This is a genomic window from Pseudomonas sp. RIT-PI-q, from assembly GCF_001297125.1.
In the GTDB taxonomy this organism is placed as follows: Bacteria; Pseudomonadota; Gammaproteobacteria; order Pseudomonadales; family Pseudomonadaceae; genus Aquipseudomonas.
The window spans coordinates 44,906-65,862 of sequence record NZ_LHPC01000020.1; the positions used below are offsets into that span (position 1 = coordinate 44,906).

Annotated in this window: 19 protein-coding genes; 10 read left to right on the plus strand and 9 right to left on the minus strand. The window is 59.2% G+C overall.

The window, feature by feature from the left end; all coding sequences use genetic code 11:
* Nucleotides 1-104 precede the first annotated feature (104 nt).
* The 5 genes from phnA (at nt 105) to phnX (ending at nt 5,834) form a co-directional block, all read left to right on the plus strand.
* Nucleotides 105-1,352 carry a phosphonoacetate hydrolase gene (phnA, locus tag AEQ67_RS06500; protein WP_059403075.1) on the plus strand — a complete coding sequence of 416 codons (1,248 nt, stop codon included), beginning with the start codon at nt 105-107 and terminating at the stop codon, nt 1,350-1,352.
* 115 nt (nt 1,353-1,467) lie between these two features.
* Nucleotides 1,468-2,559, plus strand: coding sequence for an iron-containing alcohol dehydrogenase PsrA (psrA, locus tag AEQ67_RS06505; RefSeq protein ID WP_059403076.1), 1,092 nt, complete (start codon nt 1,468-1,470; stop codon nt 2,557-2,559).
* Between the two features lie 123 nt (nt 2,560-2,682).
* On the plus strand, nt 2,683-3,978 hold the full coding sequence (locus tag AEQ67_RS06510; RefSeq protein WP_059403077.1) for an MFS transporter: 1,296 nt from the start codon (nt 2,683-2,685) through the stop codon (nt 3,976-3,978).
* A 56-nt stretch (nt 3,979-4,034) separates the two neighbouring features.
* Entirely contained in the window at nt 4,035-4,907 is an 873-nt protein-coding gene (locus tag AEQ67_RS06515) for a LysR substrate-binding domain-containing protein (RefSeq protein WP_059403078.1), read from the plus strand.
* Nucleotides 4,908-5,006: 99 nt separating this feature from the next.
* Entirely contained in the window at nt 5,007-5,834 is an 828-nt protein-coding gene (phnX, locus tag AEQ67_RS06520; RefSeq protein ID WP_059403079.1) for a phosphonoacetaldehyde hydrolase, read from the plus strand.
* A gap of 229 nt (nt 5,835-6,063) precedes the next feature.
* Here phnX and AEQ67_RS06525 read toward each other — a convergent pair whose 3' ends face one another.
* The gene (locus AEQ67_RS06525) at nt 6,064-6,525 is read right to left on the minus strand and encodes an HvfA family oxazolone/thioamide-modified RiPP metallophore (RefSeq protein ID WP_059403080.1); all 462 of its coding nucleotides are present in this window, start codon (nt 6,523-6,525) and stop codon (nt 6,064-6,066) included.
* Between the two features lie 321 nt (nt 6,526-6,846).
* On the opposite strand from AEQ67_RS06525, the gene AEQ67_RS33580 reads away from it, so the two are divergent.
* Nucleotides 6,847-7,008 (plus strand): DUF2986 domain-containing protein, encoded by a 162-nt coding sequence (locus tag AEQ67_RS33580; RefSeq protein ID WP_082377786.1) that lies wholly within the window; start codon nt 6,847-6,849, stop codon nt 7,006-7,008.
* A 159-nt stretch (nt 7,009-7,167) separates the two neighbouring features.
* Here AEQ67_RS33580 and AEQ67_RS06530 read toward each other — a convergent pair whose 3' ends face one another.
* The 5 genes from AEQ67_RS06530 to AEQ67_RS06550 all read right to left on the minus strand — a co-directional run bounded on the left by AEQ67_RS06530 (nt 7,168) and on the right by AEQ67_RS06550 (nt 11,654).
* Nucleotides 7,168-7,578 (minus strand): arsenate reductase ArsC, encoded by a 411-nt coding sequence (locus tag AEQ67_RS06530; RefSeq protein ID WP_059403133.1) that lies wholly within the window; start codon nt 7,576-7,578, stop codon nt 7,168-7,170.
* An 81-nt stretch (nt 7,579-7,659) separates the two neighbouring features.
* A complete protein-coding gene (locus tag AEQ67_RS06535) occupies nt 7,660-9,255 on the minus strand; it encodes a DHA2 family efflux MFS transporter permease subunit (RefSeq protein ID WP_059403081.1) in 1,596 nt (531 codons plus the stop codon).
* Nucleotides 9,252-10,349, minus strand: a complete 1,098-nt coding sequence (locus tag AEQ67_RS06540; protein WP_059403082.1) for an HlyD family secretion protein — start codon at nt 10,347-10,349, stop codon at nt 9,252-9,254. The genes AEQ67_RS06535 and AEQ67_RS06540 overlap by 4 nt, the downstream gene beginning before the upstream one ends.
* 96 nt (nt 10,350-10,445) lie before the next feature.
* The gene (locus tag AEQ67_RS06545; RefSeq protein WP_059403083.1) at nt 10,446-10,859 is read right to left on the minus strand and encodes a cupin domain-containing protein; all 414 of its coding nucleotides are present in this window, start codon (nt 10,857-10,859) and stop codon (nt 10,446-10,448) included.
* A gap of 42 nt (nt 10,860-10,901) precedes the next feature.
* Entirely contained in the window at nt 10,902-11,654 is a 753-nt protein-coding gene (locus AEQ67_RS06550) for an SDR family oxidoreductase (protein WP_059403084.1), read from the minus strand.
* Nucleotides 11,655-11,904: 250 nt separating this feature from the next.
* Between AEQ67_RS06550 and AEQ67_RS06555 the strand changes: the two genes are divergently transcribed.
* Nucleotides 11,905-13,488, plus strand: a complete 1,584-nt coding sequence (locus AEQ67_RS06555; protein WP_059403134.1) for a winged helix-turn-helix domain-containing tetratricopeptide repeat protein — start codon at nt 11,905-11,907, stop codon at nt 13,486-13,488.
* A 130-nt stretch (nt 13,489-13,618) separates the two neighbouring features.
* Here AEQ67_RS06555 and AEQ67_RS06560 read toward each other — a convergent pair whose 3' ends face one another.
* The gene (locus AEQ67_RS06560) at nt 13,619-14,575 is read right to left on the minus strand and encodes an AraC family transcriptional regulator (protein WP_059403085.1); all 957 of its coding nucleotides are present in this window, start codon (nt 14,573-14,575) and stop codon (nt 13,619-13,621) included.
* Nucleotides 14,576-14,774: 199 nt separating this feature from the next.
* Between AEQ67_RS06560 and AEQ67_RS06565 the strand changes: the two genes are divergently transcribed.
* Both AEQ67_RS06565 and AEQ67_RS33585 read left to right on the plus strand, forming a co-directional pair.
* The gene (locus tag AEQ67_RS06565; RefSeq protein ID WP_059403086.1) at nt 14,775-15,728 is read left to right on the plus strand and encodes a diiron oxygenase; all 954 of its coding nucleotides are present in this window, start codon (nt 14,775-14,777) and stop codon (nt 15,726-15,728) included.
* 316 nt (nt 15,729-16,044) lie between these two features.
* On the plus strand, nt 16,045-16,320 hold the full coding sequence (locus tag AEQ67_RS33585) for a hypothetical protein (protein WP_082377787.1): 276 nt from the start codon (nt 16,045-16,047) through the stop codon (nt 16,318-16,320).
* 143 nt (nt 16,321-16,463) lie between these two features.
* On the opposite strand, the gene AEQ67_RS06570 is transcribed toward AEQ67_RS33585, so the two are convergent.
* Together AEQ67_RS06570 and AEQ67_RS06575 are read right to left on the minus strand one after the other, a co-directional pair.
* Nucleotides 16,464-18,677, minus strand: coding sequence for a putative bifunctional diguanylate cyclase/phosphodiesterase (locus AEQ67_RS06570; protein WP_059403087.1), 2,214 nt, complete (start codon nt 18,675-18,677; stop codon nt 16,464-16,466).
* A gap of 321 nt (nt 18,678-18,998) precedes the next feature.
* On the minus strand, nt 18,999-19,913 hold the full coding sequence (locus AEQ67_RS06575; RefSeq protein ID WP_059403088.1) for a pirin family protein: 915 nt from the start codon (nt 19,911-19,913) through the stop codon (nt 18,999-19,001).
* A gap of 125 nt (nt 19,914-20,038) precedes the next feature.
* Between AEQ67_RS06575 and AEQ67_RS06580 the strand changes: the two genes are divergently transcribed.
* Nucleotides 20,039-20,950, plus strand: coding sequence for a LysR family transcriptional regulator (locus tag AEQ67_RS06580; RefSeq protein ID WP_059403089.1), 912 nt, complete (start codon nt 20,039-20,041; stop codon nt 20,948-20,950).
* The last annotated feature ends 7 nt before the right edge of the window (nt 20,951-20,957 follow it).

Sequence of the window (20,957 nt, forward strand, 5' to 3'; positions counted from 1 at the left end):
AATTGACTGTGACTAAAACTCACATATAGGCGCCAAAACGGCACAGCACGTTAATTGTTTGCACGATAGTGTACTGAACACGCCCCCTCAAGTGAGAGCCTGTCATGTCCCATTCAATAACGCTGTACCAACGCCGATACGCTCTTCCAACCCAACCGGTGGTGATTGTTTGCATTGATGGCTGCGACCCGCAATACATCGCACAAGGCATCGCCGATGGCGTCTGCCAGACCATCGCGCGTTTTCACTCTCAGGGTTTTGCCAGTACCGCCGATTGTGTGATGCCGTCCTTCACCAACCCCAACAACGTGTCCATCGTCACGGGCGTTGCACCTGAAGTACACGGTATCGCCGGCAACTATTACCTGGACCGCGAGACCGGCAAGGAAATCATGATGACCGACGCCAGCCTGTTGCGCGGCGAGACCCTGCTGGCGCTACTGTCTCGGGCCGGTGTCGCGGTGGCGGCGGTCACCGCCAAGGACAAGCTGCGCAAAGTGCTCGGCCATCACCTTGAGGGCATCTGCTTCTCCTCGGAAAAAGCCGGCACCTGTACCCTGGAAGAACATGGCATCGATGACGTTCCGGCCTTGGTCGGCCGCCCATTGCCCGACATGTATTCGGCTGATCTGTCACTGTTCGTACTGGATGCCGGCCTGGCGCTGCTTAAACAAAAGCGCGCTCACGTGCTGTACTTGTCGTTGTCCGATTACATCCAGCACAAGTTTGCGCCCGGCACCCGAGAGTCCAACGACTTTCTCAAAGCCATTGATGACCGACTGCAAGCATTTACCGAGCAAGGCGCGATTGTCGGTTGTGTCGCCGATCACGGCATGTCCGATAAAAATACCGCGGCCGGCCTACCGAACGTGATGTTCCTGCAAGACAAACTGGAGGAGAAGTTCGGCGCAAACAGCGCGCGCGTGATTTGCCCGATAACCGACCCGTTTGTTCGTCATCACGGAGCCCTCGGTTCCTTCGTCAGGGTGTATGCAAAAGACCCGTCAAACATCGAAGCCATGATCGACTACATCAGTGGCTTGTCCGGCATCGAAGACACGTTGAGCCGCCAACAAGCCGCAATGAAACTCGGTCTGCCAGAAGATCGCGAAGCGGATATCGTGGTGATTTCAAGCGAGTCCTGTGTACTTGGCTCTTGCGCCAGCGAGCATGACCTTTCGGGTATCGGCGACCGCCCTCTGCGCTCCCACGGTGGTTATTCCGAGCAGTCAGTGCCCTTCCTGCTGTCTCATCCTGTCAGCGACGTCTATCTGCAGCGGGCAGCTTCAACGCGTCTGCGCAATTTTGACATTTTCGACTTCGCACTCAATGGCGTGCGTCGCGCGCATTAATGGCGCCCGCCATTATCGGTCCAGCCGATTCAAACCGAGGAATTATCGATTTGTGCTGTTGTGACCAGACCGCGAGCATGGGGCCACTTCCGACAACAAAAACAAAGGACCCGCCATGATTGCCCGATTCCACAATCCAGTTGATACACGTTTCGGCTGGGGCAGCCTTCTCGAGCTGGCCGACATCACCGAAAACCAGAAAGTCGCCCTGGTGACCTTTCCCGAAGCTCGCGGGTTGGGCTTGGTGGATCGCATTCAAGATCTATTGGGCGACCGGCTGGTTTACGTGATCGAAGATGTGCAGCCCAATCCCGACGTGGCTCAACTGCGTGATACCTATGAGCGTTTTTGGCAAGAGGCCGGCGAGTGCCATGCGGTCATCGCCGTGGGCGGAGGCAGCGCGATCGATACCGCCAAGGCGTTGATCGTAGGCACCGAATCGGGTCGCTTCGATGAACTGCTCGCGTTGCTGGCAACGGGTAAACCCTTCGTTCCGGCGCGCAGCAAGTGGCTGATTGCGGCACCGACAACAGCGGGCACCGGCAGCGAAGTCACGCCTTGGGCGACGATCTGGGATTCGGCCAGCCACAAGAAATATTCCCTGCACCTGGAATGCACCTGGCCTAAAGTGGCCATCATCGACCCGCAACTGATGTTGACGGTGCCCGCAAGTGTCACCGTCTCCACAGGCCTGGATGCCCTGTCCCATGCACTGGAGTCGGTGTGGAACATCAATGCCAATCCGATCTCCGACACCTTCGCGATGTCCGCCATCGCCGACATTCTGGAATGCCTGCCGCTGCTGCGTCGTGACCTGTCCAATCAGGAATTGCGTTCACGCATGGCATTGGCCGCACTCAAGGCCGGGTTAGCGTTCTCCAATACCAAAACCGCCCTCGCCCATTCCATTTCCTACGAAATGACCCTGCGCTATGGCCTGCCCCATGGTATCGCCTGCTCTTTCACCCTGCCGCTGGTGCTGGGGCTCGCCTGGGGCCATGACGAAGCACGCGACCGAACGCTGCAACGGATTTTTGGCAATGACCTGCACAAAGCCCAGACCCAATTGCGCGATTTCCTGCACAGCCTCGACGTGAAAACCGAGTTTGCCGACTACGGCGTAACGGCGTCGCAAGCCCAGGAAATGATTGATTTCGCGATGCAGGGCGCACGCGGCAAAAACTTCATCGGCTCAAAAGCCGCCTAGCGCCGCCCCTAAACCAAGCACTGCCAGCGGCGTGACGGGCCGCGGCGATTTCCTGCTGCACCCACAAAAGAGTGCACCCTCCGACGCCAATCGGAGGGACCGAACAATAATAAGGAAAAGATCATGAATCGTGCCCAAACCATGCCAGGTCTCGCAGTCTCCACCTCGTCGTTTCGCGTCGCCCAGTGGCGCATGCTGCTGGCCGCGATGTTCTGTTATCTGTTTTTCTACACCGGCCGGCAGACGTTCGGTTTCGCCATTCCGGGCATCCAGGCCGAGTTCGGCTTTACCAAGGAACACCTTGGCTGGGCATCGGCCGCCATGCTCTGGGCCTACGCCATTGGCCAGGCCATCAACGGCAACCTCGCCGACAAATTCGGCGGCCGCCGCATCATGACCCTCGGTGCCGTGCTGTCGTGTGGCGCCAACTGGGTGACCAGTTTCGCCGGTAGTTTCGCCGCGCTGATCCTGCCGTGGGGCATCAATGGCTACTTCCAGGCACTGGGCTGGGCGCCGGGCAGTCGGCTGATTTCCAATTGGTGGAGCGCCGGTGAGCGCGGCAAGGTGTATGGCTTTTACGTATTCGCCGCCGGCTGCGCCTCGGTCCTGTCGTACGTGACGTCAATCGTTGTACTCGATGTGATGCATCTGGAGTGGCGCTGGATCTTCCGTTTGCCCGTGCTGCTGATGCTGGCGGGCGGCATTATTTTCTACCTGGTAGCCCGTGAACGCCCACAGGACCTGGGCTTCGAACCGCTTGGCGATACCGGTGTCGCCAACGCCGAAGACAAAAATCACGAAGTGGCCCACGGCGAAGTCGAAACCTCGGCGCAACGCTACAAAGCCGTGCTGAAGAACTTTCGCCTGATCATCGCCGCCGTGTCCCTGGGGTTCCAGAACGCCGCTCGCTATGGCCTGATCGTCTGGGTGCCGGTGCACTTTCTGGGTGCCAACTGGAAAAGCGGCGACAGCCTGATCGATCCGAAATGGATCACGGTTGCCCTGCCGGTCGGCATGGCCATCGGCGCCCTCAGCAATGGCTGGATATCAGACAAGCTGTTTGGCTCCAAACGCTACCTGGCGATCATGCTCTACATGTTCCTCGGTGCCGGCACCAGTCTGTGGATGTGGACCCTTGCGCCGCACAGCGCGATGGGTTTGGTGGCGTTGTTCCTTTGCGGCTTCTTCGTTTACGGCCCGGCGTCCAGCTTCTGGGCACTGTGCCCGGACCTGGTCGGGGCAAAGCGTGCAGGCACCGCCACCGGTGTGATGAATTTCTCGTCCTATCTGTTCGCCGGCCTGGCGGAACCCCTGATCGGCAGTATGCTCGACAGTACCGGGAACACCTCGTTGATCTTCATCGTGGTCACCTCGGCGTGCCTGTGCAGTGCGCTTGTCGCGCTGTTCATCAGGCGCTGAGTGCTCGGCATAGCCATTTGAAATGACAGGCGACGGCTCAGGAACAGGATCTTTTCATGTACCAGTACCACAAGTGGTTACGTTCCTTTCACGCGGTGGCGAAGACCGGCAGTTTCACCCTCGCCGCCGAGTACCTGAGCGTCGGCCAGCCGACCGTCAGTGAGCAGGTCAACGCGCTGGAAAAGAAGTTTTCCGTGGAGCTCTTCCATCGTCGCGGGCGCTTTATCGAGATGAGTTCGGCAGGCCACAAGCTTTACGCAATCACCCAAGGTCTATTCGGCCAAGAGGATGAAGCCGTGCAACTTCTGCAAAGTTTCAAGCAACGCAAGACCGGCATGCTGCGGTTGGGCGCGGTCTCCCCACCGATTGCGATGAACCTCACTTACGAACTGATGCAGCGCCATCCCGATATCGAACTGGAAACCTCGTTCTCTCCCGAAAGAGAAACGCTGGAACGCTTGTTCAACTTCGATATCGATGTGGCGATTCTTGCGCTCTCCGAATTCGACCAGCGCTTTGATACGCAGCTTTACCGACGCTATCCGATTATTGCCGTGGTCCGCGACGACCATCCCTGGGCACGGCAGAAACACGTGCACGTCGAACAGATCAGTGAAGAGAAGTGGGTCCTTCGCGAAAAAAGTTCACGCACCCGCCAACTGGTGGAAGAAAGCTGCAAGCGCCTGGGCGTCGACCTGAACTGCGTCATGCAGCTGAACAGTCGTGAAGCCATCGTCCATGCCATTGCCAAGGGCATCGGCATCGGTTTTGTGTCTGCCGTCGAGTACGCCGAAACGCCAGGCACAAAGCCGATCACGTTCGTCAATCATCCGTTTTCCATCGACTACCACCTGTGCTGCCTCGGTATTCGCAGGAATCGACCGATGATCGCGGAGTTGTTCGACTCCAGTCCAACCCCGACATCCTGATTCCACAACGCGTTTCAACCCTCAGCAGGCTTACTTCTTGGTGACGAGAGGGACGGCCTGTCCACACCCAAAAAGCTGTTCCAAACGTGGAGATTCATCATGCATTACCAACTACCCACCCAACTGCAAGCCGTGGTCCTGGACTGGGCCGGCACCGTCGTTGATTTCGGTTCCTTCGCGCCCACGCAGATTTTCGTCGAGGCGTTCGCCGAGTTCGGTGTGGCCGTTTCTCTGGAAGAAGCCCGGGGCCCGATGGGCATGGGCAAGTGGGACCATATCCGCACGCTGTGCAACCAGCCGCAAATCGCCGAACGTTATCGCGCGGTCTTCGATCGCTTGCCGACCGATGACGACGTCACCGCGCTGTATGAGCGCTTCATGCCCCTACAGATCGAGAAGATCGCGTTGCACTCGGCACTGATTCCCGGTGCCCTCGACGCCATCGATGCCTTGCGTGACAAGGGCCTGAAAATCGGTTCCTGCTCCGGTTATCCGGCGGTGGTCATGGAAAAAGTCGTCGAACTGGCGCGCCAAAATGGCTACGTCGCCGACCACGTCGTGGCGACCGACGAGGTGCCTAACGGTCGCCCTCACCCGGCCCAGGCATTGGCCAACGTGATTGCCTTGGGCATCAGCGACGTCGCCGCGTGTGTGAAGGTCGACGACACCTGGCCAGGCATACTCGAAGGCCGTAGCGCCGGGATGTGGACGGTCGCACTGACCTGCTCCGGCAACGCACTGGGCCTGACCTACGATCAGTTCAAGGCCCTGACTTCTGACAAACTGGCCGAAGAACGCGCCCGCATCACGAAGATGTTCGAAGGCTCGCGCCCTCATTATTTGATCGACACCATCGTGGAGTTGCCGGCCGTCATCGACGACATCAACGCGCGACTGGCGCGTGGAGAAACCCCGCAGGGTTGCTGACACGATGCGGTTCTTCTAAAAAAGCCGGGGGCGATGCAGGTGTTCCTGTGTCGCCCTTCAAATAGTCATCGCGGGCAAGCCCGCTCCCACAATGTTTGGGGGGAATCCACTTTTTTGGACTGTCCCAAAACCCTGTGGGAGCGGGCTTGCCCGCGATGGCGTCCTCAACGACACCATAAAAAAACCTCCCCGAGCGCGAACCCGGGGAGGTTTGAGCGGCGCATAACCATCAGCTCTGGGCTTTGCTCAATTTGGTGAACAGCTCGGTCGGGACTTTCTTGCCGTTGGAGGTGTATTGGTTGGTGCGGAACTTGTAGACCTCGCCTTCGGAGAGGAAACCGTCGTTGTTGGTGTCCATCGCCTTGAATTCCTCACCACCCTGCGGGGCCACAGTCAGCAATTCTTTCAGCGATACGCGGCCATCATGGTCAGTGTCGGTACGGGCGAAGGACGCGTCGCCGCACTTGCCTTCACCGCATTTGCCTTCGCTGGTCTTGGTGGCTTTGGCGTCGGTTTCGCTGGCGCCGCACTTGCCCTCGCCACACTTGCCTTCGCTGGTTTTTTCCGCCGAGGCGAGTTGGTAACCTTGCGGCAGTGCATCAGCGGCGAAGGCACTTGAGGCGAGGTTCAGGCTGCCGGCCAGTGCAACTGCGATCAGGCCAATGCGGGATTTGTTCGACATACGGGACATGGTTATTACTCCGGATACAGTGTGAGGCCAGGCCGCTAGGGTCAATGCCACAAGGGCGGTAAGCCGTGGTGCGAGGAGCGTTTGCTTTCTCGCTAAGGCAGGGCTATTTGACTGCAACCGTGTATCCCGGATGTATCCGGATCGAGGGGCATTTGTAAGCCAGTCTGCGCACAGAGGTTCTGGATACACAGCGATACACAGGCCCTGCTGGGCATTTCCAACAGCATCGTGTTGGCGGACCATTGGCGTGCATTCACACCTGACTACGGAACCAGGCGCGATTCAGATATCATTCAAGAATGCACAAGCTGAGTAAAAAACATGAATCGTCGTAAAAAAATACAGCAGTTACTGAAGGCTCACGCCAAAAAGGCGAGTGCCAAATTGGCACCGCCAAGCAAGTCTAAATACATTAGTAAAGCTGACCGACTGAAGCTAGCTGCCGAATCCAGCCACGACCCAATCATTTCCTCTGATAGCTGATGTACGCACCAGCGGAAAAAATCCATGGCCACTGACAGGATGAGCGTGGCGCAAGCCTGATCGTCGCCATGAGCTGGCAGAGGAGGAATCGTCTAACGCGCCGATTCCTCCTCCTGGTCACAACGCCCGAATGAGTCGGCTGGAAATCGAAGAAGATCACTACCTGGTCTTCACGGTGACGAACATTTTGATGCGGTCGTGAATTTCCTGAAGAGCATGACGAAAAGGCTCATGTCGCTCACTGGTTGTCGGGTCTTCAAAACTCCACACGATCACCTCGCCGGAGGATGGCATCCGAGACGCCTCTTCGGAGGATTTATCACACAGCGTGATTACGTAGTCGAATGGCTGCCCCTCAAGCTCATCGATTGCTTTACTGCGCAGCCCCTTGGTGTCTACGCCGATATGATTGAGAGACTCCAAGGTGCGAGCGTCGATCTCACTGGCCGCAAGGCCTGCACTGAACGCTTCGAAGTGCTGCGAGTCAGTGTGTCGAAGAAGCGCTTCTGCCAGGAGTGAACGAACATCATTTTTTGCGCAAACGAATAGCACTCGACATTTGTCAGTCATGACCATTCCCCCCATCTCAACCTGTTGGACTGGTAATCGTAGACGACGATGGCCGCTCCGGCACGCCTGTCCAGAGCTGTCTCAGGCGACAGTTTGCGCTGCACGTGCTTTCGCGTGGCGCGCCAGGCCAATCTTGATCCCGACCAGCAGGGGGGCGGCGAATACAAACAACAGGGCAACCGCAAAAAACGCGGTATCGAACGCAATCACCGTGGCCTGCCCTGACATCGCTTTGCTCAACAGGCTCGTCGCTGCCCGGCCAGCGGCCACTGCATCCATGCCCTTCCCCGCCAGCATCGTCGTGGTGGTGGTCAGCCGTTCGATCAGCGCGTTGCCTCCCGGGGTGACGTTGGCGCCGAGGACTGCACCATTGATGACGATGTGATGGTCGATCAGTGTCTGGAGCCCTGCGACACCCATCAAGCCACCTAGCTGGCGCCCCGTATTAAACAGGCCGATGCCGCAGGCAAGATTGCGACTGTTTAGATGGGTAAAGGCGATCAGCGTGATCGACAGAAACAGAAAGCCAAGCCCCAGGCCGCGCAGCAAGATGGCCGCCATCATGTCGTCGGTGCCGCTTTCGCTGGTGGAACCGGACAGCATCCACATCGCCCCCATGATCAGCAGGATGCCAAAGGGCACAGTGGCCACCGGCGGAACGTGACGGACTTTGAAAAGAACCGCGGCAAGGAGCAGCGAGCCAAAAAAAAAACCGCCACTGGGTAACAGGAGCAGACCGGCATCGGTCGGCGTGAACGCGAGTACCGACACGGCGAGCGCCGGAATCAGGTACGCGCTGCCGAACAGCGCAGCACCGGCGACGAAACTGACGCAAAAGGCAAAGGTGAAATCGCTGGATTTGAACACCGTGAAATCGAACAGGCCCTGCCCCTTGACCCACACCTGCTGACCGATAAATGCCAGCAGCGCGGCGGCGCCGATCATCGTCAGCGACAGGATGACAGGCTCCTCGAACCAGTCCCAGCGGCTGCCTTGGCTGAGCACGTAGGTGAAACAGAACAGGGTCGAAGCGATCAGTGCGAAACCCAGCCAATCAAAGGAACGCTGTCGCACCTTGGCGGCCATGGGGTGGTCGACGATGAGCAAGAGACCGGTCGCCGCCAAGGCCAGCGGCACCACGCCGAGGAAAATCCAGGTCCAGGATTGGCTGTCGATCAACCACCCTTGCAGGGCCGGGGCAAGGGTCCCCGGCGCGACCACCGAGCCCATGGCAAACAGGGCTTGCAGGACCGGCTGAAGCGCGCGCGGATAGGCGCGGAAAATCATCGCCTGGCCTGACACCAGCAGCGCGCCGCCCGCGAAGCCTTGAAGGATGCGAAGCGCGATCAGCAACTCCAGCCGGGTGGTGATAACGGCCATACAACACGCCAGGCCCATGGCCAAGGTTGCGCCGATCATCACATTGCGGGCAGTAAAGCGCTGCATCAGCCAAGGAGCTGTCATGAACCCGGTCAGTTTCAGCGCGATGTAGCCGACATCCAGCCAGGCGAACTCATCAGGTGTGGCATAGGTGTCACCGATGATGTCGCTGCGCCCGAGTGCCAGAACGGTACTGGCAATCGCTTCCGTCAACGTGGCCAGCACGATGCCCAGTATGAGCAGGATGTCGTTGGTGGTCCGGGCGGTGCTCGGTATGGCGCGGGTTATCGTGCTCATGTGCCGTCCCCGAGCGTCACCTCCACCCGCGCGGACAGGCCTGGCACGATACGCCCCGGCAGCGGATTGTCGGCCATCAGGATCTTCACCGGGACGCGCTGCACGACGCGTACAAAGTTGCCGGTGGCGTTGTCGGGCGGCAACAAGCTGAATGCCGAGCCACTGCCCGGTGCAAAGCTGTCGACCACGCCATCCAGTGCGGCGTCGGGGTAGCCATCGACCGTGATGCGCACACGCTGACCGGGGCGGAGGTGTTCGAGCTGGGTTTCCTTGAAGTTCGCCACCACCCACACAGGGTTGACCGGCACGATATCGAGCAGGGAAACACCCGGCGTCACGTAGCGGCCGAGACGAATCTGGCGGTTACCAATGACACCCTCCACCGGTGCGCGCACCACGGTGTGGTCGAGGTCGATCTGGGCCAGGTCACGCGCGGCCTCTGCCTGGGACACGGCGGCAACGGCCGCCTCTCTTTCAGCCATAAACACGGCGATGTGTTGTTGTTGCGCCTCGACCGTTGCCGAAGCGGCCGATACCGACGCCACCGCTCTGGATTGCGCGGTGCCGGTTTCATCGACCAGGGCCTGGCTGACCGCGTTGCTGACGATCAGTTTGCGGCTGCGGTCATGGGTCTTGGTCGCCAGAGTCATGTCGGCCGTGGCCGAGCGTCTTTGCGCTTCGGCCTGCCGAATCAGCGCACGTTGCAGCTGGATCTGCGCATCAACATGGATCAGGCGCGCCTGCGCAGCGCTGACATTGGCCATGGCTTGCGCAAGTTTGGCGCGATAGTCGCGATCATCGATACGGAACAGCACGTCACCCGCGTGCACGGTCTGGTTGTCCTCGACCTCCAGCGCCGTGACATAGCCGGCGACCTTGGCGGCGAGCGAGGTTACGTCACCGCGGACATAGGCGTTGTCGGTCGAGGTCACGCCGCTCGACAGCGCAATGGCTGCCCAAGCCGCAACGACCGCCACGGCACCGACACACAGCAACAGTCCGAAAGTCTTGCGTTTGCTTCGCCCCTGCACGACGCCAGGCGCCCCGGTATTTGCGCTGGCGGCCATGGCGGCCTTGTCCTGGAGCGAGTTCATTTTTTCATGTCCTGTTCAGTGCCAATACAACAGCCGCCACTGGGCGGCAGAAGTCTGCCGCCCGTTTGTCGCCCCTTCATGAGCGCGTTGATCGGCTTACTTTTTGATCGGTGTGACGAGCACCGTTTCGTCGGTGTCGAGGACGAACACCGCCAACAGGCGTGCCGGTTGAGTGTCGCTGGCGTTGGCGCTGACCAAGTGCACGGAACCCGGTTCCTCTACGAAGTTTTCGCCGACGTTGTAGATCTTTTCCGGCTCGCCTTTGACTTTGATGCGAAACGAGCCTTCCAAAACCGTTGCATAGATGAAGGCGGTTTTCGGATGGGTGTGGGATGGCGATGCGGCGCCCGGCCCATACTCGACGAGCACGCCCCTCATGCTCTTGCCTGGGATGTTGGGAATGGGACGATCGAACACGACCGTCACCTTGCCGGCGGGTGGCTCAGCGGCCGATGCGGCGCTGATCGAGAGCGCTGCAAAGACCGCGGCCAACAGGATTCGAGTAACCATGGGATTGCTCCTTGATGCGTAGGGATTTGAGGGTGCGATCCGTTACCGGGCCTTCGACTCAGCGAGCCAGTCTTCGAAGTGGATCGCGCCCACGCGCGCGTTCTTGCCGGCGGTCAGCGATTGATCGTCAAGCACGGCGCCGAAGTAGCGCGCGTTCACGTCCGGCACGACCTTGCGGTTGTCCTGGGTGATCCGCAGAAAACGCCTGGCCAGTTCATCGAGCGGGAGGGCTTCCGGGCCGCCGACTTCAACCGTGCCATTGACCGGTGCTGCCAGCACCACATCGGCCAGCGCCGCCACCACATCGTCGGACGCTATCGGCTGGATCAGCGCCGGCGAAACACGAAACTCTTCGCCGACGGCGAATGACTGGACGATGCCGTCGACAAACTCGAAGAACTGCGTGGCCCGCAGGAGCGTGTAGGGAATGGCGGAGGCCTTGATCAGGTTTTCCTGCGCGATCTTGGCCCGGAAATAACCGCTGTCGGGCAGCCGTTCGCTGCCGACAATCGACAGCGCGACGTGATGGCCAACGCCAGCAGCCGCTTCGGCGGCCAGCAAGTTGCGGCTGGAGGTTTCGAAGAAATCCAGCACGGCCTGGTCTTCCCACGACGGCGCGTTCGCCACGTCGACCACCACGTCTGTGCCATCCATCGCCTCGGCCAGGCCTTCGCGGGTGATGCTGTTCACGCCCGTGCTGGGGCTGGCGGCGAGCACCTCATGGCCGTGCGCACGGAGGGTGTTCACAAGTTTCGATCCAATGAGGCCGGAGCCTCCAATGACGACGATTTTCATGGCTTTCCTCCACTTGTCGACGGCAACGATTGCGTCGGTGTAGGTAGAGAGTGCCTGCGCGCATGAGGCAAGTCCTTGCGCCGGGCTTGGGTTTAGCTTGGATTTACGTCCAAGGACGGTGTTGTTCGTCCAGCCGCCCTTGGCGCGGACGGTGCAGCGGGTTTCGAGCTGCCGTATGATCAGCGTCAGGTTCTAATCGCCAGCCGCCTGGGACACGGAGTTGAGGGCGTTTCGCCAGGAGATGCTTGCTTTGCAATTCGCGTTTGAAGACTTCGTGCTCGATCAGGATCGCCGGGAGCTGACCTTGCGCGGGTACGTCGTGGCCGTCGGCCCGCAGGTCTTCGATTTGTTGCTGCTGTTCGTCAGCAATCCCGATCGCGTCGTCAGCAAAGACGACTTGCTGCAGGCGGTCTGGAGCGACCGGATTGTCTCGGAATCGACGATTACCAGTCACATCAATGCGGTGCGCAAGGCCATCGGCGATAGCGGCGAGGAACAGCGCCTGGTGCGCACTATCCCCCGTAAAGGTTACCGCTTCGTCGGGCAAGTCACGGTCGACACTACCGGACCAGCGCGACAACCTGACACCGACGGCCCCGCGCCCTCCAGGCAAACGCCCGCCTCTACGCTGACGCTCCCGGAAAAACCCTCGATTAGCGTATTGCCCTTCCAGAATCTGAGTGGCGATCCGGAACAGGACTATTTCGCCGACGGCGTCGTGGAGGACATCATCGCCGCCCTGTCGCGGATCCGCTGGCTGTTCGTCATCGCGCGCAATTCGAGCTTTACCTTCAAGGGCCGGGGAATGGACGCCAAAGGCGTCGGTCTGGAGCTGGGGGTTCGCTACGTGCTCGAAGGCAGTGTGCGCAAGAGCGGTAACAAGGTACGCATCACCGGTCAGCTCATCGACGCGACAAGCGGGACGCATCTCTGGGCCGAGCGATTCGAAGGCCTGCTCGATGACATTTTCGAGCTGCAGGATCAAATCGCCGAAAGCGTCGTCGGCGCCATCGCACCGCAACTCGAACGGGCAGAAATCGAACGGGCCAAACGCAAACCCACGGAAAGTCTGGACGCCTACGACTACTACCTGCGCGCCATGGCAAAACTGCACACCGGCACACGGGAAGCCATCGAGGAAGCCTTGCCGATGTTCTACAAGGCCATCGATCTCGATCCGGAATTTGCCTCGGCTTATGGCATGGCCGCCTGGTGTCATTTCTGGCGCAAGCTCAATGGCTGGATGACCGACCGGACTGCCGAGACTGCCGAGGGCACACGGCTGGCGCGTCTGGCGGTAACGCTGGGCCGCGATGATGCCGTCGCGTTGACGCGCGGTGGACATGCGCTCAGTCATTTAACCGGAGACGTCGACGGCGGCATTGCGTTGCTCGACCGGGCACGGCTGCTCAACCCCAACCTCGCCCCCGCCTGGTTTCTGGGTGGTATTCTGCGCGCTCTGCGCGGTGAAACAGACGCCGCCATCGAGAATCTGAACCATGCCGTTCGCTTGAGTCCGCTGGATCCGGAAATGTTCAGGATGCAGGTCGGGATGGCGCTCGCGCATTTCCTCGCCGGGCACTTCGATACCGCTGCGGACTGGGCGGAAAAGGCGTTGGGCAACCTCCCCAGCTTGCTGGCCCCGGTGGCTCTGGTGGCGGCCAGTTATGCGCTCAGTGGGCGCATGGATAAAGCCAGGTGGGCGATGCAGCGCTTGCAGGCACTGGACCCATCTTTGCGCCTCTGCAACCTGAAAGACTGGATGCCGATCCAGCGGCCCGAGGATTTCGCCCGGTTCGCCGAGGGATTGCGGCTGGCCGGGTTGCCCGAGTGATCCCGCATCCGTAGCGATGCCATTGAGCCTGATTTTGATTGTTTTCAGCCGGTCGCGACAGGCTGAAAACGGCCATGTTGAGACGTTTTCTGCATGGTTTGATCAGCGTGTCCTCAGGCACCGGACCTTCTCATGCTGATTGCCTGCGCCAGGTGCCGGGTGATGTGCCGAACTGGCGCTTGAATGCGCGGCTGAACGCGGCTTCGGATTCGTAGCCAACAGCAAAGCCAATTTGCGCCACATTACCGCGACCTTCGCGCAGGTGTTGAGCCGCCACGTGCATACGCCAGAGCGTCAGGTATTGCATCGGTGGCTGTCCGACCAATGTCGTGAATCGCTCCGCGAATACCGAGCGCGACATGCCCACTTCAAGCGCCAGGGCTTCTGCCGTCCAGCCCTCGGCTGGACGGGCATGGAGCAGCGCCAGTGCGTGCCCGATATGCGGATCTCGCAAACCCGCCAGCCACCCGCGCCGTTCAGTGGGGAGGTTCGCGACATACTGGCTGACGGCTTCAACGAACAGCAATTCGGATAGCTTGGCGATGACCGTTGTCGAGCCGACGCGCCCTGCCGCGATCTCACTGACAGCGAAACGGAATGAGCTTTCAATCCAGGCTCCCGAAGCCGTCGCGCGCACATCTAGCTTCAATAAGGATGGCAGCGAAGAAAGCAACGGACTGAACGGTGTTTCAGAACCGAGGAATCCGCACAGTAACTGTGTGGCCTCGCCGCCCCCGCCGTACTTGATTCGTGAAATGCCGCCGACTTCCGGTGGCTGAATTACATCGCGCCCCGACATCGGCGCAATGCTTAGATCACTGCCAAAAGTATGCACGTCATTGCGCGGAAGCAGAATGAGTTCGCCTGCCCGCACGTCGAGGGTGGCGCCATCGTCGATGCGCAATTGCATGTGCCCCGCCGCGACAAAATGCGACGCAATGATATGTCGAGGTGCCGCCAGGAAGGGTTTGCAATCGTCCGCAGAGATTCTTCCGTTGAGGCACCAGGGCGCAGTGAACTCCGCCTCAAGGAAGACGCCTCCAGACAGCCGAATCACACGCAATACATCCGATAGCGCATCCAACAATTGCCAGCCCTCCTTTCCGGAGTCCGGAGCATGTAATCAGGCGCACTGGTCATTCGCCGCCTGAACGGCGAGGCCTAGATTAGCACCAACGTGGACTCAGTGATCGAGACGATCCTCAGACGCTACACCGATGGTCATTGACTCCCGCGTTAACCGTACTTGGCCCATTGCAACTCGACCACGCAAGCCGGAGATCACTATGAACACCGTAGCTACCCTGCCCCGCTCGGATTCGGGCAACGCCGCCCGTTATGCTCAACTTGTCAGATCATCGAAGAAAGCGGAATGGCAGATCGATCGCGACTTGCTACAGCAGCGCAGCTTCGACTTCTCGCGCAAATTCTTGCCCGATGGACTATCGAGGATCGACCGCCTGACCTTTCTCGCGGCGGACGAGGCGCGCCTGCTTAGCCAGATTCAGGGCCGAACCTATGCGTACATCTTTGGCCTGGTCGAGCGTTTTATCAGTGCCAAAATGCTCGATCAAGGTCGGGCTCATGTATTTGACGATCAGCTCGCACTCGAAGCGCTGGTGCGCTTTTCCAACGACGAAATCAAGCATCAGGAGCTGTTCCGGCGGATTGAGGCGATGATGGGGACGCAATTGCCAGCGGGATATCGTCAAGTTGCCGATCCAAACGAGGTGGCGCGCGCGGTACTGGCGGCCAGTACCTGGTCGGTATTGGCGCTGACCTGTCATATCGAGCTGTTTGTTCAGACGCACTACGTGCAAAGCATCGCCCCGCGCGAGGAGTTGTGCCCACTCTTCAAAGACGTCTTCAAGTTTCACTGGAAGGATGAAAGCCGGCACGTCGTACTCGATGAACTGGAGTGGGAGGCGGAGCACGCGAAACTCTCGCCAGCCGAGCGCGACCAGGCAGTGAACGATCTGATTGCGCTGGTGGCGGCCGTCGACGCAATCCTGCAGGCACAATCGGCATCCGATGCCGACTACTTCATCCAAAATGCTTCACGACCGTTCAATGTCGATGAGACAGCGCAAATCAAAGCCTGCGTGCTGGGCGCCTACCGCTGGCAATACATTGTCTCGGGCGTGCAGCATCCACACTTTGGCCGGCTGCTGACGCGCATGACAACTGCAGCGCAGATGTCCAGGGTTCAGACCGCACTGGCACCCATCATGAGCCATTGATCGACAGGAGGCGACCGACCGCGCGTCGGTCGCACGACGGTTGGATGTGGCGCGACCGGTTGAATCCACAGCCAAAGACAGGCAGTGGATGGAGCGATGGAAAATGAGAGCTAAGCTTCCTTCTATCGCCGGGCTTATTGAGCAAATCGGGCTTTGCGTCCATGGCGTATGACCGCCTTCAGCGGTCACCACGCCGTTACAACATCCTGCCTGATCAGAAGGCAAGCGAATGCTATCCAACAACCCGTGAAGGCGCTATCACCCCACTGCGGTCTATTTAGCGTTAGCCCTTCACAACAGCCTCGGAGGGGAGCCCATGAAACGTTTCGTCATGCTCGTCGCGATCTCTTTGCTGACCACTGCTTGTCAGAGCACAAATGATAACGGCATCACCCGAGTTGATAATTGTGTCTGCTATAAATCGTCCGAAGGACAACCATTGCAATCATCGCAAATGGCATGGAAAGACCCCGAAGCGTTGCAGCAACAATTCTCACATTGCATTTGCCGAGCCCTGGTTGACTTGAAGAAGGCCAATGATCCCGGTAAATATTTCGTGCCCGGAACCGAAATAAGAACCGAACTGAAATAAAAAAAGTGTTGTGGTCCAACAGACTGTGCCTACGAATTCAGGGCCAAATCAGGCTGACAACTGAATGTTCGTTCACATTGTGCAGATTCACGCCATGCTGATCTTCCCTCGTAGCAGGGCAAGAGACCAGACAGAATTGCCGGTCAGAGATGGGGCGCGGGATGGCTCAGGAAAGCTTCGATTTCTGCATAGGGCATCGGTTTGGCAAAGTAATACCCCTGAAAAACATCGCAGCGACTGCCCTTCAGGAAATCCACCTGAGACGCCGTTTCCACGCCTTCGGCGACCACCGTCAGGCTGAGGTGATGGGCCATGGAAATAATGCCTTGGGTGATCGCGGCATCGTGATGGTCGGTGGCGATTTCCTGGATGAACGAGCGGTCAATCTTGATCTTGTCGATGGGCAACCGCTTGAGGTAGCTGAGGCTGGAAAAACCGGTGCCGAAATCATCGAGAGCAATGCGCACCCCCAATGCCTTGAGGCGGTGCAACGTGTCGATCGCCTGTTCAACGTTATGCAGCAAGAGCGACTCGGTAATCTCCAGTTCCAACTGCCCGGCGCTAAGTCCGTGCTTGCTCAGCACTGCCTGGATACACTCGACGAACTGGCCACGCTGGAAATGCATCGGCGAAATATTCACGGCCATCGAGATGCCCGTGATGCCCTGCTCGTCTAACTGGCGCAGTTGCGCGCAGGCCGTATCGAGTACCCAAAGGCTCAGCGGGATGATCTGACCACTGTCCTCTGCCACCGGCACAAACACCGCGGGTGAGATAAATCCTTTTTCCGGATGCTCCCAACGCAGTAACGCTTCGATCCCGACCACCCGCCCCGAGCGCGCTTCTATCTGCGGCTGATAATGCAGCTTGAACGATTGAGTTTCGATAGCCTTTTGCAGGTCATTGCGCAGGCTCGCGTGCTCGCAAACGCGCTGATTGAGATCGCTGGTGTACCACTGAAAGTTGTTGCGCCCTTGTTGCTTGGCTTTGTACATGGCCATATCAGCTTGCTGGATCAGTTGCATCGGCTGCTCGATGTGACCATCGCTCAGGGTGATGCCGACACTTGCACTCACGTGCAGGTCAATGCCCTGGATGCAGTAGGGTCTGGCAATGCTGGCCATCAATCGCTCGGCCACCGGTACAACGTCCTCATCACGAAGCAAGTCCGGCAGCAGCACGATAAATTCGTCACCGCCCATGCGCACGATGGTATCGCCGGGACGAACCTGCTGGGTCATGCGTTGCGCCACCTCAATCAGCACTTGATCACCGAAGTAGTGCCCGATCGAATCGTTGATGGATTTAAATCCATCCAGATCAATGCACATCACCGCCAGACGGCGCTTACGCCGACGACTGATGTGACAATCCAGAATAAGCCGGTCTTCAAGCGAAACCCGGTTAAGCAAACCGGTCAGCCGGTCATGGCTGGCGTTGAAGCTCAGTTGGCGCTCGTAATGCTTCTGCTCGCTGATGTCCCTGGCAATGCCAAATACCCCGACGATCTCTCCGTTGACCATGATCGGCAGGTTAGAGATGTCCATGGTCAACAGTTTTTCACTCTCGTCGAGAACCCGTGCCTCGAAGCGTTGAGGCTCTCCGGCGCGGGCTGCGGAAAAATGCTGACTGACCCGTTCCAGGTCCTCTTCGAGCACCAGATGGGAAAAGTGGTGACCAATGAAATCGGTCGCAGTGTCTGGTTTTAGCTTCAGGCCTGCTGGATTCACACTCTGGATGTTGCCGGCCAGATCGAGGGCGAACACCGGGTTGGGGTTGTAGGTAAACAATGAACGAAAACGTTGTTCGCTTTCCTCCAGACGCTGGCCGTCACGCTCATGGCGGATCGCAATGGCCGCCAGTTGCGCCGCGCAGGTCAGCCGTTGAATCTGCGCCTCATTCGGGCCATTTGCTCGATCCTGGTACAGCGCAAACGTCCCCAACACGCAGCCCTGATGCGAGAATAACGGCAACGACCAGCAAGAGCGCAGATTGTGCCCCAGCGCCAGACTCCGAAAACGCTCCCAGCTCGGATCCCGGGCAATGTCTACGGTGACCACCAACTCGCGCCTGAATGCTGCGGTGCCGCAGGTCCCTTCATGCGGACCGATGGGCATGCCATGGATCGCCTGACTGTATTCAGGCGGTAGACCAGGCGCCGCACCGTTCAGCAGATGTTTGCCCTGCGCATCGGTAAGCAGTATCGAACAAAGCGTGTCAGGATCTTGTGCGTCGAGCATCAAACAGATGGCGGCAAGAATGTCGTCCAGCTGATGATTGGTCGCGATCATGCCGAGAATGTCACGCTGCGACTCGCAGAGAGCCACGCTGTGAAAGCTCGTGCAGCGGGTATTCATGGTGGTTCCTGAGGACTGCCGAGACCATCCGATCTTCAAAGAGTCTGGAAAAGTGGGCGGCCGGGCGCAGTCCGCTCGCACTCCGATCGCGCACTTTATAAAGCACCGACCCAGCCACAAAAAGGCTCAGACACACGATAAAAAACCGCATCAGATTGTCCCCATTCGGCTGGCTCCGCTGCCCTCGAGTCGTGGCCAAAATTTCTCGGCCAACGTCTTCCACCACCGGAGCGGCATCGCGTTCGTGCATCGGCTTGAGTCCCTGTCACCCTTTTCATGGACGGTAGAGATGATTCCTCCGGGTTCGACCAGACGCTTGGGTTACTTGAAAACCGGCACGCGGGCTGACTCGTTTGGCTTTTGCAGATACTCACGCAACCGAACGCCAATCTCAGCGATTTTTTCTTCTCCGGCACGCAAGGCTTGCGGGTTGGTATGGACCGAGTAGTTTCCCAGCGCGAGGTCATAGGGGTGAGGTGCAGCTGAACCGATCACAAAGACCGCATCCTTATGCATTGCCTTCAGCGTAACAGCACCGCTACCTGGCTCGAAGATGACCATTTCTCCCGCGGTCACAAGGCCTGGTGCGCCAAGAGATCCCCGGCTGACACTCAACCACAATGACTCATGCCCATTGGGTGGCACATAGGTCCACGACTCCCCGACGCGTAGGGTGACCAGCAAGTAGTTCATTCCAGCAGGCGCGCGGACCGGGCTTTGGACACCTTCGTACGCTCCAAGAATCACACGCGCAGGCCCCACTTCAGGCATCACGCTTGACTCCAGGTATTGGCTGTCGACACTCGCGTTTTCCAACGCGGGCGGCAGTGCAACCCACAGTTGAAAACCTTGAATGCGCTTCGATGTCCCTGCCGACATCTCCTTTCCGTGCCAGACCCCACCGCCCGCCCGCATCCATTCGACACCACCATAGTCAATCATCCCCGTGCCCGATTCTGCATCCTCGAAGCGCAAATTGCCTTCGGTAATGACGGTGACGGTGGCAATCCCCGAGTGCGGGTGCATTGGCATGCCGCCGATGAATGAGCTCTCGTCTTCAAACAGATCCAGAAAAACGAAAGGCTTGACCAGCTGCCCCAGATTGGAAGGGCTCATCAGTCGGACAATAGCGCCATGCCCGCTGCCTGTGGTGCGATAGCTGATTGCACGGTGGGTCACGGTTTCGCGCGCAGAACCCGGGACGATACCGATAGGAGGTTGTTGCTGAACGGTCATGATGATTACTCACAGGAGAGTGGCAGCCTAACGGCCCGATACCTGAACAATAGGGCCAAGCCGATTGCTTGATAAGTCGATAGAATTGGATTGCACTCGTCCATCATCGACAGGAATGACCCGCCATGCTCGACCTCAACGACATTGCCATGTTTGTCCAAGTGGTACGCAGCGGCAGCTTTGCAGAGGCGGCGCGGCGGCTGGGCATGCCGCCCAATACCGTGAGCCGCCGCATCCAGCAACTCGAAGCGCATCTCGGTACGCGGCTGCTGCAACGCTCAACCCGCAAGCTCACGCTCACCAGTGCGGGCCAAGATTTTCATGAACGATGTGCGGGAGCGGTCGACGGCTTGCTCGAAGCCGGGCAAGAGTTGGCGACGGGCAGCGGCGAGCCCAGCGGCCTGGTGCGCGTGGCGGCGCCGGCCGACTTTTTCGACTTCTTCGAGATGGAATGGGTGACCGAGTTTCTGGCGAAGCATCCGCGTGTGCGGCTCGACTTCGTGCTTAGTGATGCCAAGGCCGACTTGATCGCAGAGCAGATCGATGTTGCCTTTCGCGGCGGGTCGTTGCGCGACTCAGGCTATGTCGGTCGACAGATCCTTGATCCTCGTGCCGTCGGAATGGTGGCAAGCCCCGCCTACATCGCTGCGCGCGGTTTACCCCGCACGTTGCAGGATCTGGTGCGCCACGACTGCGTCATTTCTGCGCACCCAAGCGGTCACGCCACATGGCGTCTGGACGGCCCGAACGGTGAGGAAGAAGTGCAAGTGGCCGGGCGCTTCAGCGGCAATACCGCGCAGGCCTTGCGCAAGGCCGCCGTGGCCGGACTCGGCATCGCGCTGCTGCCGCCCGTGATGGCCAGGCTCGACGTTCAGGCCGGCATGCTCGTGCCGGTGCTGCCTCAATACCAACCCAACGGCTACGGCATGAACGTGCTGTATCCGAGTCGCCGACAACTGCCGCTTGCGGTGTCGGCGTTCATCGGGTTGGTGATCGAGAAGATGAATGCGGCAGATGCACCGCAGGTGTATCGGTAGCGAGCGG